A 10400-nucleotide genomic window follows, 5' to 3' on the forward strand; every position below is an offset into this window, starting at 1 on the left:
CGCAGGCGCTGGCCCGACAGTTGCGGATTCCCTTTGTCGACCTCAATAATTTCACCCCCAAGCCGGATCTGATCAAACTGTTACCGGAAGCGCCGGCCCGGCGTTTCCGGGCGCTGGTCCTCGATCAGTTGCCGGATGGCCGTTTGCAGATCGGCCTGGCCGATCCAACCGACTTGCAGGCCTACGACGAAATCACCCGTCTGGTCCATCGCGAGATCGACCTTGCTGTGGTCACCGAAAGTCAGTTGCTGGCCATGGTCGACCGCGTCTATCACCGTGGCGAGCAGATTACCGGCTTGGCCAAGGAGCTGACCGCCGAACTGGGCGACATCCCGATCGAGTTCGGCGACCTGCTCGGCCTCAACCCAGGCGCCGAGGATGCCCCGGTCGTCAAGCTCTTGCAAACGGTGTTCGAAGAGGCGATGCGTCTGCGCGCCTCCGACATCCATTTCGAGCCGCAGGAAAAGTCGCTGCGCATCCGTTTCCGTATCGACGGCGTGCTACATATTCAGACCGAGGCCGACGCCAAGGTTTCATCGGCCGTCGCGTTGCGCCTCAAGCTGATGTCCGGCCTGGACATTTCTGAAAAACGCCTGCCGCAGGATGGCCGTTTCAACATCAAGGTCCGCGCCAATCCGGTCGACGTCCGGATTTCGACCTTGCCCACCCAGTACGGCGAATCGGTGGTCATGCGGCTGCTCGCCCAGAACACCGGCCTGCTCGAACTGGACAAGATCGGCATGCCGCCCCGTGTGCTTGAGCGCCTGCGCCACGCCCTCAAGCGGCCGAGCGGCATGGTGCTGGTCACCGGCCCGACCGGTTCCGGCAAAACGACGACCCTCTACGCTGCGCTCAACGAACTGAACAGTCCGGAAAAGAAGGTCATCACCGTCGAAGACCCGGTCGAATACCGGCTCGGCGGCCTCAACCAGGTGCAGGTGCACGAAAAGATCGACCTCTCCTTCTCGCGCGTGCTGCGCACCGTGCTGCGGCAAGACCCGGATATCGTGCTGATCGGCGAAATGCGCGACCAGGAAACGGCCGAGATCGGCATGCGCGCCGCGATGACCGGTCACCTCGTGCTGTCCACGCTGCACACCAACGACGCCGTATCGACGCCGATCCGCCTGCTCGACATGGGCGTGCCGCGCTACATGGTCGCGCTCTCGGTTCATATGGTCATCGCCCAGCGTCTGGTCCGGATCATCTGCAGCAACTGCCGCGAAGCCTGCGCGCTGACGCCGAACGAGCATGAATGGTTGCGCTACGAGTTGGGCGATGACGTCGACGCCCATGCCTATCATCACGGTCGCGGTTGCACCCATTGCGCCAACACCGGTTATCAGGGGCGCAGCGGCGTCTACGAATTTCTTGAAATGAGCGACACCGTGGTCGAAGCGATCAACCATGAAGATCCCGGCGAATTCATGCGCGTCGCCCGCCAGCAAATGGCCGGTGAAACGCTGCGCCGCGATGCCGTCCGTTTGGTGCTGTCCGGCCGGACGACGGTGTCCGAGGCCATGCGCATCAGCAACCAGTTCGAGGAATAAGCCGGCGTGGCCAACTTTGCCTACAAAGGACGGGACGGTGGCGGCAAGCTGATCGAAGGGGTGCTCGAAGGCGCCAGTTCGGGTGGCGTCGCCGACGTGCTTCTCGGGCGCGGCATCACGCCGGTTTCGATCGAGGAAACCCGCGCCAAGGCAAAGAGTGCAGGCAATGTCGAGCTGAGCTTCTTCAAGCCCAAGGTTGAGCACGTCGACATCCTGCTTTTTTCGCGACAGATTCATACCCTGTTGAAGTCCGGCGTGCCGATCATGCGTGCCCTGAGCGGTCTGCAGGAATCGGCGACCAATCCGGCGATGAAGGACGTCATCCGCGATGTGCGCGAAAGCCTGGAGGCTGGCCGCGAACTATCGGTATCGCTGGCCCGCCACCCCGAGGTGTTCAACCCCTTTTATATTTCCATGGTGCGGGTCGGCGAGGCGACCGGCCTGCTCGACGAAATATTCCTGCGCCTGTTCGATCACCTCGAGTTCGAGCGTTTCATGCGCGAGCAGGTTAAGTCGGCCCTGCGTTATCCGACCTTTGTCGTTATGGCCATGGCTGCCGCCATCATCGTTGTCAATATCTTTGTCATCCCGGCCTTCGCCAAGGTGTTTCAGGGCTTCGGTGCCGAGTTGCCGTTCATGACGCAAATACTGCTCGGTTTCTCGAATTTCATGGTCGCCTGGTGGCCGGCCATGCTCGTCGGCACCATTGCTGCCGTATTTATTTTCCGGGCCTGGGTGGGAACGACGGCTGGGCGCATGCAGTGGGAATCAATGGTGCTGCATTTCCCGATTGCCGGGAAAATCGTTCGCAAGGCAGCGATGGCCCGTTTCGCCCGCAGCTTCGCCCTTGGCATGCGGAGCGGCGTACCGGTCATGCAGGCCCTGACCAACTCGTCGCAAACCGTAGACAACAGCTACATCGCGGCGAAGATCGAAGGCATGCGCGATACCGTCGAGCGCGGTGAAAGCGTCGTCCGTTCGGCCATCGCCTCCGGTTTCTTCACGCCGGTCGTGCTCCAGATGATCTCGGTCGGCGAGGAATCCGGGGCGCTCGACGACATGCTGGAAGAAGTCGGCCAGATGTACCAACGCGAAGTGGAATACGAATTGAAGACGCTGGGCCAGCAGATCGAGCCGATCCTGATTGTGTGTTTGGGTGCGCTGGTGCTCGTGCTGGCGCTCGGTATCTTCCTGCCGATGTGGGACCTCGGCAAGGTTGCCATCAAGCGCTGATGCGGTCATGCGGCGCTATTACGAATTCGCGGTCGTCGTCGTCCTGATTGGTATCCTCGCTTTGGTGCTGTTGAAGGCGTTGGGGCGGACGAGCAATGAAATGGAAGAGGCCGGGGTGCAGTCTGAAGTGTCGGCGGTACGCATTGGCTTGATGGAAGTGGTGGCGCACCGCGAAACCTTTGGCGGCAGTTTGCCGCAGAGTGACAACCCGCTCGACTGGGTCGCCACTCGGCCGGCAAGCTATGTGGGAGAAGTGGACGCTGTGCCGGACAGCAAGGCAGTCTGGTATTTCGACCGCCGGGCGAGGGAACTGGTTTACCGTTTTCGCGATGGGCATCGGGCCCGATTCAAGCTCAGTCGCGATGGCAATGTGGAGAGCCCGAGGGCTGTTGTGACAGGAGTCGGGTTGTTGCGACTTGAAGATCAACGAGAATAAGTGTTGAGAAGGAAAGTGAATATGTCTAAAGTAATAAAACTTCTACCCGTTAATGACGACATGAACCGTAAATCCACGCACAGGCAAGGCCAGTTCGGCTTCACGCTGATCGAATTGATCGTGGTCGTCATCATTCTCGGCATCCTGGCGGCGGTTGCCTTGCCGCGTTTCGTCAATTTGCAGCGCGATGCCCGCATCGCCAAGCTGCAGGCAGCTCGCGGCAGCGTCTCGGCTGCCTCGGCACTGGTTCATGCCACGGCGTTTTCGCGGGCCGGCATCGCCGATACGGCGCCTTGCGCCGGTGGCGGCACGGCGGATAACGCAACCGGGGCGAGCGGCACCATTTGTACTGAAAGCGGCCTCATCAACATGGTCTACGCCTACCCGGCGGTGACGGCGATCGGCACTGCCGGCGTCCTGTCCATGGCCGGCCTGACCGGTGTTTTCAACCCGACCGCCGCGCAACTGCAGGCCGAGGGCTATACCTATGACGTCGCTGGCGGTGTCGCCACCTTTGGTGTCGTCGGCGCAACAACGGCAGCGACCTGTTTCTTTACCTATACCCAACCGACGGCGCCGAATACTGCGGCAACGATCAGTGGGCTGACTACGACCGGATGTTGATTTTTTAATTTTTAGGAGTTGGTGATGAAAGCTATGCAAAAAGGTTTTACCCTGATTGAACTGGTAGTCGTGATTGTCATTCTTGGCATCCTCGCCGCGACGGCATTGCCGAAGTTCGTTGATCTGCGCTCGGATGCTGAAACCGCAGCCATTCAAGGCGTTGCTGGGGGCTTGGGTTCAGCCTCTTCAATTAACTACGGTGGTTGTGCTGCAACGAATCAGGTGGTTACGACCAATAAATGCGTCAAGGTGGCCGATTGTGCAACGGTTGGCACCCTTCTGATTCCGTCGTTGACGCTGGGCACGACTGCAAGCGCGACATCCTATTACCTAGCGGCTAACACGGCTGTCACAACGAACGGCACTGCAGTAAGTTGCGAAATTCGTAAGCTTACTGCTGCGAGTGCGAGCACTTTTTATACGGCAACTTATTCAGCAGTCGGTGCTGGCAACTAAGTACATCTTTTCTGAAGATCGCAGTTGGCAAAAGAACCCGCCGCCAGGCGGGTTCTTTCCTTCTGCCGGAGGGGCTCGTGGTTTTACCCTTATCGAGCTCATTATGACCATGGTCATCATCGGTATCTTGGCTGTGGCGATCTTACCGAAATGGAATGGCACCTCGGGTTTCGACGAGCGAGGCTTTCGCGACCGCGTCGTCGCCGGTCTGCGCTATGCGCAGAAATCCGCCATTGCCGCCCGGCGGACGGTTTGCGCCAGTTTTTCCTCGCCCCCTGCGCGCGTTACCTTTGACATCTCGACCGCCAACGGTGCCGCCAATTGCGCGGTCGGCAATGCGCTGGCCGGGCCGGATACCAATCCACTGGTCGTGACAGCGACGGGAAATGTCACCTTCTCCGCGCTGCCCGCCAATGTCGTCTTTGATGCGGCTGGGCGGCCGGCCAGCGGCGCGGAAATCAGCGTGACCGGCCTTCCCGCGGCACTGGCGATCACCGTTGAAGCGGAAACGGGTTATGTCCATTAGGCCTGTCCTGCAGCGCGGCATCACGCTGATCGAGCAGATCATGTTCATCATTATCGTCAGCGTTGGCGTGATCGGCCTCGTCTCGGTGATGAATCCGGCCATCCGGGCGAGTGCCGATCCGATGCTGACCAAGCAACTGGTTGCCATTGCCGAGTCGCTGCTCAACGAGGTCATGCACCAGCCGTTCACCTGGTGTGATCCGGATGATCCGGCGGCGTCGACGGCGCTGTCTTACGGCGATTGCGCCAGCCCGCAGAACACCAATGCCACGGTGTCATTCAGCGGCGCCGAGACTCGTTTTGGCGTGGCGCCTGATTCGCCGTTCGACAACGTGTCCGACTACGGCGGCCATTCCTGGGCCAATATTGACGATCCATCCGGCAGCTACGCCATGGCCGGCTATACCGCCAGCGTTGCCGTCGCACCTGCCGGAACTGCCCTGGGCCTGGCCGATGACTCGGCAGCGCTCAGCGTCACGGTGACCGTCACCCGTGGCAGCGAAACCTTTTCTTTGACCGGCTATCGTTTCCGCTATGCGCCGCGCATTTGATTTTCGGCCGTTATTTCCGGTTGACCCTGGGGCTAGCCGTTGCCTCTATGGTCGTGGCTTCACGCTGGTCGAGATGATCATTTCGATTGTCATCACCGGCATCATCGTGTCGATGGTGGCGATGTTCGGGCGCGGCCAGGTCGATGCTTACATTGATGCCGGCAACCGGGCCGAACTGTCGGATGCGGCCGATACCACCCTGCGCCGGATCGCCCGCGAACTGCAGGCGGCATTGCCCAACAGCGTGCGCCTCTCCGGCAATTTTCTCGAATTCGTGCCGATTCGCGATGCCGGCCGCTACCGGGCCGAGCTCAATTCGAGCGGTGGCGGCGACCTTCTGGATTTCGCCAGCAACACCGACACGACTTTCGATGTGCTCGGCCCGTCGGTGACCATTCTGGCAGGTGACGAATTGGTGGTTTTTAATCTTGGGCAACCGGGGTCGGATGTTTATGAAGGAACCAGCCGGCGGGCGGCGACACCCGGCATCGGCCTCAGTAACCTTGCGTTCGCCCCGGCCGGTACCCAGTTTCCGCTGGCCTCGCCACAACATCGCTTCCAGATCGTCGGCGCACCGGTGATTTACGAATGCAGCGTGGCGACGGGGCAGTTGATCCGGCGTTCGGGTTTTGCCTACGGTCACGCCTGGCCACCGGTGCCTGCTGCGCTCGGCGGCGTCGCGGCGGTCATGGCCGACAACGTCACTTTCTGTGCCTTCAACTACGTGCCGGCCATCCTCCAGCGCAACGGGCTGGTCGTCCTCCGCCTGACGCTGACGCGCAACGGCGAGTCGGTCGAGCTGCTGCATCAGGTCGATGTACAGAACACGCCATGATTTCAAATTTGCCCATTTTTTCCGGTCGACCGTGGGATTCGGGAATTTCCCCGCTGCGACGCCAGCGTGGCGTCTCGATCATCACCGGCGTCTTCCTGCTGTTGCTGATGTCGATTCTGGCCGCTGTCATCGCCAATGTCGTGTCAACGGCGCATGTCAATCAGGCTGCCGACATCGGTGGCGCCCGGGCCTATCAGGCGGCGCGCGCCGGCGCCGAGTGGGGGATGTTCCAACTCGACCCCAACGCCCAGGGCGCCGGGTTGCCGGCTTGCGTGAACGGCACGCCGGCCATCCCGGGACATGCGGTGACGGTTACTTGCCAGAGCTGGGATACGACTGAAGGTACTCGGCAACTCCGCATCTACCGTATTGTTTCGCAAGCAATCGCTGTTGGCGTCAAGGCGCCGGGTATCGAGCGGCAGGTCGAGGTGACGATGCAGCGATGCCGGGATCCGGCAATCACTGTCGCCCCTTTCGACTGCTGACCGCCCTTAGAAGCTTTCCCGGAAATAAATGTAAGGCGTTTTGGCTATGCCGAACTTGGCGCGTCCCGACGGATTGGTGGTCCCGAACCACGGCATGTTGGTGGCGCTGGCTGACGACGGTGTCGCCGAGATGCAGGTTGAGCCGGATGCCGTGCTGCCGATATTGATCGACAACAGAACGCTGCCCTGATTGCCCGCCCCGGGCTTGGTCAGCTTGAGCGGCAATTTGCCGGCAACCAGCGTTTGCATGCCCGTTGGTGAGAGCTGCGTTTCGCATGCCGCCAGATTCTGGGTAAAGCCCGACATCATCAGGCTGGACATGTTGAGGCTGGTGCAACTGTCATCACGATTGGTGACGTAATAGCCGCTACTCCACCAGTATTGGGCCTCGAAAGGAATCGGCAGGTCGAGCAGTTCCGAGCCGTAGGCGTTGTCGATTTTCAGGCGTCCGTAGCGGATGCGCGTCGTGTTGGTTTCCTTTTGCGCGGCGGTGCCGATCAGTGTGGAACCATCGGGGTCGGTCAGCGCAGCGACGAGCTTGAATGTTTCGTAGGCACCGTCCGGCGCTGCCAATCTCGAGAACGAATGCGTGTCGGCGATAGTGAACACCCCGGCCGACCACAATGCCGTGTTGGGCATCGTCGGAAAAGCCGGTGTGCTCAGGCGGCTGGCTGCAACGGCCGTGCCGCCGTTATCGCCACTCAGCGTGACGGCGGACAGGTTGGTGTAACCCGTGGTGTAGCGGCTGGTAACCGGATCGCCGGAGGTCGCCGGCAGGCCGGTCGACGCATGCGCTTTCAAGGTCAAAGCCAGGCCGAGCGCATCCTGCCCCATGTAGGTGAAATTGCCGGCAACGCAGGCCGGCGTCAGCGTGCCGGCGAACGAGTAGTGGCTCGGGTACCAGCGCCCGAAGAGCGCCGAGGCGGTGCTGCCGATATTGCAGCCGTACTTGCCACCGGAGAGCGTGTTTGAGGTGCTGCCGGAAATGCAGTCGGATGTCTGGTCGACCGTGGTAAAGCCACTGTCGATCATTGCATCCGTCATCAGCCGGATATTGCCGACATCAAGATATTTGAATCCGGTGCCGCTCGATGCGGCGCCGGTTCCCGCCGCCATTGTGCCGCTCAAGGTTCCCGTCGCGATGGCCGCGCCGGCATGGTCATTGACCTTCGTCGTGTCGATGGTCGGCGTGCCGTCGTAGCCGGAGCCGACCCCGGCATTGGCGGTCAGCGTGAAGGCCGTGCCGGCCGTGGCTTTCGGCGTTCCGGTCAGGGCCGTATTGGTCATGCTGGACGAAACCGTGAATTGCTGCGGGCGTATCGTGAAATTGTCCGTTGAGCAAGCTGGCGCAGAAGAGCCGACTTTCATCCGGACGCGGACATTCCTTGCCGCATTGGCGTAGTTGAAGGTGACCGGCTTTCGTCCCTTGTCTTTGTTGGCAAAAGTGACATTCGTCGCCGTATTCAATCCGCTGCCACTCGGGCAACTGGATGTCGAAGCGTCAACCAGGTCGACGGCAACGGTCCCGGTGTAGTTCGTGTTGACCGCCTTGCTGGTGGTCAGGGCAAGCACATCGAGATTGAAACTGGTATTGGCCAGCTTGGTATTGATTCGGGTTAGCGGATTGGCAGCAGTTTCGACAGCATCGAAATTACACGAGGCGGCACTGAAGGTGAGTGCGCAAGACTCCGTGCCGCCGTTGAAGCATCGGGTGGCATTGGCTGGAACAGGCGAGACGCTGGTGCTGCCCAGCGTGACACTGCCGGCGGTGCCCTTGCTGAGTTGCCGCGTCGCGACCCCGCCGGAGAAACTGAACGTGTTGCCGCCGACCCAGCCGGACGGCGACAAATTGACAGTGACATTTCCCGGGTAGAGCGTCGAGCAGTTCTCGTCCAGGCAGGCTTTGACCGTTACGGACTCGGGGGCGCAGACCGATGCGCTGCCATCATGTTCGATCCGGATATGGTCAAACGCGCCCGAGCAGGTCCGGCCCATTGTCATGTCGGCCTGGACTTCGGCGGTACTCAACTCGTAATTGTAGAGTTTGACCTCATCGATATTGCCCCGGAAATTGCGTGCCGAGAGGATAGGACATGAAGCCGAGGTTGATACATCGCCGCCGATGTAGAAGTTGCAGCTATTGTTCGCCAGCGTGCCTTTCCAGTTGTTCGTATTGTTGTCGCGAACCCCGTTGATATAGATTCGTTGCCGGCCGCCGCTGGAGGAAGAGTCCAGCGTAATTGCCACGTGGGTCCATTGATTTCGCGGGATTTGAGTGTTGGATGTGAGCGTTGAACTGCCCCACCACCAAAACAGCCTTCCATTTCGATCAATGTGGAATTCGTAATTCGTGTCATTGGACAGGATCGAATACAGATCGCTGCTGCCGCTCGGATAAGCCGTTGGATAAATCCAGGCCGTGGCGGAAAGCTTAGTCGTGTAGCGGAGAAGCGGATTGGCTGCCACTTCAACAATGGCCTTGCCGTCAAAGTTGCCGGCATTGCAGAAACTGCCGGCAACGGCAGGGTGCTCGGAGTCGATCGTTGGATTCGGGGTGATGGCGTTGGTGGTTGTCGGGGTTGATGAGGCAAGTCGCCGCCCCTGCAGGCCGGTGCCGCCGCTGTCGAGGACTTCGCCGGCGGCGCCGGTCCACGATCCTGCCGTTTCATCGAGACGGAAATGAGTCGCTGCACTGGCGAGTACCAGTATCGATGCGCTGGCATTTGTGGCGCCCGGCGAGGTTGCCGTATTGGTGAGCGTTCCCTGTTGGGACAGAGAAACCGCCAGGGTCAGCTGGGCACTGCCATTGGCCGGGATGGATGGGATGGTCCAGGTAATGACCTTTCCGGAAACACTGGCCGTGCCCAGCGTGGCGACATGTGTCGTGTAACTCATGCCGGTCGGCAAGGTGTCGGTGACTACGACATTGGCCAGCGGTACGGATAGAGAATTGCTCGCGGTTAACTTGAAGGTGACGACATCGCCGACGACCGCGGACGAACTGCTGGCGGTCTTGGCAAGGACAGGGGCAGCCACGATGACACTGGACGCCAAAGTCGCTGTCGTTGTCGTCCCTGTGCATCCAGAATTGTTCGATGCGACGAAATAGGCGTTGTAGGTTCCTGCTGCGGCAGGGGCAAGGATCGTGAAGCTGTCGGAAAAGGATTGACTGGCTCCGACATGATCGGCGTTGTCGTAGCAGTTCAGGGTTCCTGGCGCCGTTGTGCTGATGCGCCAGCCGGTGGAGCTCCAGTTGTTGGTCGCATCGTTGCTGACCGACAACGTTACAGGGATGGCCGAGCCTCCCGGGGCTACGGCGATACTTGAGCTGCCGTCGAGGGTGACCGAATTGATCGTGAGCGCAGCCATGGCGTTCCCGGCGAAGAGCAGGCTGAACGACAGTAGAAGCCGGCAGAGCCTGGCGCGGAGGATGGCCGCTTTCGTGGCAAAGATTCGAGGTGTGGCGCGCAGAGTGTCGGAAGGGTATTTTCTGGTGCGCATCGCAAATGGCCTTCCTTGGCGAATTTCGGGAAAATCATATTATGCCGCCAACTTTTGCTAATTCCGATAATGTGTTTGTGAGGCACGTGCCTTTTTTGGATGCCGCAGTAGGACGGTTTGCCTAGTTCAAAAAACCATTGAAAAATAATGCGTTACTGGCTATCCTTCTGAAAAAACTTAAGGTGTCGGGACAATGTGGCCGAA

At 60.2% G+C, this 10400-nt stretch carries 10 protein-coding genes; 9 read left to right on the forward strand and 1 reads right to left on the reverse strand.

Annotated features, from left to right (window positions below; translation table 11 throughout):
- The 9 genes from ADADOO_RS13845 to ADADOO_RS13885 form a co-directional block, all read left to right on the forward strand.
- The coding region (locus ADADOO_RS13845) for a GspE/PulE family protein (protein ID WP_511278089.1) at window positions 1-1550 on the forward strand (1550 nt) is incomplete at its 5' end.
- A 6-nt stretch (window positions 1551-1556) separates the two neighbouring features.
- Window positions 1557-2783 carry a type II secretion system F family protein gene (locus ADADOO_RS13850; protein WP_511278090.1) on the forward strand — a complete coding sequence of 409 codons (1227 nt, stop codon included), beginning with the start codon at window positions 1557-1559 and terminating at the stop codon, window positions 2781-2783.
- A 7-nt stretch (window positions 2784-2790) separates the two neighbouring features.
- Entirely contained in the window at window positions 2791-3219 is a 429-nt protein-coding gene (locus tag ADADOO_RS13855) for a type II secretion system protein (protein ID WP_511278091.1), read from the forward strand.
- Between the two features lie 60 nt (window positions 3220-3279).
- On the forward strand, window positions 3280-3843 hold the full coding sequence (locus tag ADADOO_RS13860; RefSeq protein WP_511278092.1) for a prepilin-type N-terminal cleavage/methylation domain-containing protein: 564 nt from the start codon (window positions 3280-3282) through the stop codon (window positions 3841-3843).
- Window positions 3844-3867: 24 nt separating this feature from the next.
- Window positions 3868-4299: a prepilin-type N-terminal cleavage/methylation domain-containing protein gene (locus tag ADADOO_RS13865; protein WP_511278093.1), complete on the forward strand. Its 432-nt coding sequence runs from the start codon at window positions 3868-3870 to the stop codon at window positions 4297-4299.
- Window positions 4286-4825 (forward strand): pilus assembly FimT family protein, encoded by a 540-nt coding sequence (locus tag ADADOO_RS13870; protein ID WP_511278094.1) that lies wholly within the window; start codon window positions 4286-4288, stop codon window positions 4823-4825. The genes ADADOO_RS13865 and ADADOO_RS13870 overlap by 14 nt, the downstream gene beginning before the upstream one ends.
- Complete coding sequence (locus ADADOO_RS13875) at window positions 4815-5375, forward strand: type IV pilus modification PilV family protein (RefSeq protein ID WP_511278095.1); 561 nt, start codon at window positions 4815-4817, stop codon at window positions 5373-5375. Before ADADOO_RS13870 ends, ADADOO_RS13875 begins: the two co-directional genes overlap by 11 nt.
- Window positions 5359-6210: a prepilin-type N-terminal cleavage/methylation domain-containing protein gene (locus ADADOO_RS13880; RefSeq protein WP_511278096.1), complete on the forward strand. Its 852-nt coding sequence runs from the start codon at window positions 5359-5361 to the stop codon at window positions 6208-6210. The genes ADADOO_RS13875 and ADADOO_RS13880 overlap by 17 nt, the downstream gene beginning before the upstream one ends.
- Window positions 6207-6695, forward strand: a complete 489-nt coding sequence (locus tag ADADOO_RS13885) for a hypothetical protein (protein WP_511278097.1) — start codon at window positions 6207-6209, stop codon at window positions 6693-6695. The genes ADADOO_RS13880 and ADADOO_RS13885 overlap by 4 nt, the downstream gene beginning before the upstream one ends.
- A 6-nt stretch (window positions 6696-6701) precedes the next feature.
- Here ADADOO_RS13885 and ADADOO_RS13890 read toward each other — a convergent pair whose 3' ends face one another.
- Window positions 6702-10196 (reverse strand): DUF8613 domain-containing protein, encoded by a 3495-nt coding sequence (locus tag ADADOO_RS13890; RefSeq protein WP_511278098.1) that lies wholly within the window; start codon window positions 10194-10196, stop codon window positions 6702-6704.
- Between the last annotated feature and the right edge of the window lie 204 nt (window positions 10197-10400).

It is taken from the genome of Azonexus sp. (assembly GCF_036170495.1).
In the GTDB taxonomy this organism is placed as follows: domain Bacteria; phylum Pseudomonadota; class Gammaproteobacteria; order Burkholderiales; family Rhodocyclaceae; genus Azonexus.

Bases quoted from the DNA above. Each gene is read 5' to 3' on its own strand.
- ADADOO_RS13855 (WP_511278091.1), top strand. From the start codon at position 2,791: ATGCGGCGCTATTACGAATTCGCGGTCGTCGTCGTCCTGATTGGTATC.
- ADADOO_RS13880 (WP_511278096.1), top strand. From the start codon at position 5,359: ATGCGCCGCGCATTTGATTTTCGGCCGTTATTTCCGGTTGACCCTGGG.
- ADADOO_RS13890 (WP_511278098.1), bottom strand. From the start codon at position 10,196: ATGCGCACCAGAAAATACCCTTCCGACACTCTGCGCGCCACACCTCGA.
- ADADOO_RS13875 (WP_511278095.1), top strand. From the start codon at position 4,815: ATGTCCATTAGGCCTGTCCTGCAGCGCGGCATCACGCTGATCGAGCAG.
- ADADOO_RS13885 (WP_511278097.1), top strand. From the start codon at position 6,207: ATGATTTCAAATTTGCCCATTTTTTCCGGTCGACCGTGGGATTCGGGA.
- ADADOO_RS13865 (WP_511278093.1), top strand. From the start codon at position 3,868: ATGAAAGCTATGCAAAAAGGTTTTACCCTGATTGAACTGGTAGTCGTG.
- ADADOO_RS13860 (WP_511278092.1), top strand. From the start codon at position 3,280: ATGAACCGTAAATCCACGCACAGGCAAGGCCAGTTCGGCTTCACGCTG.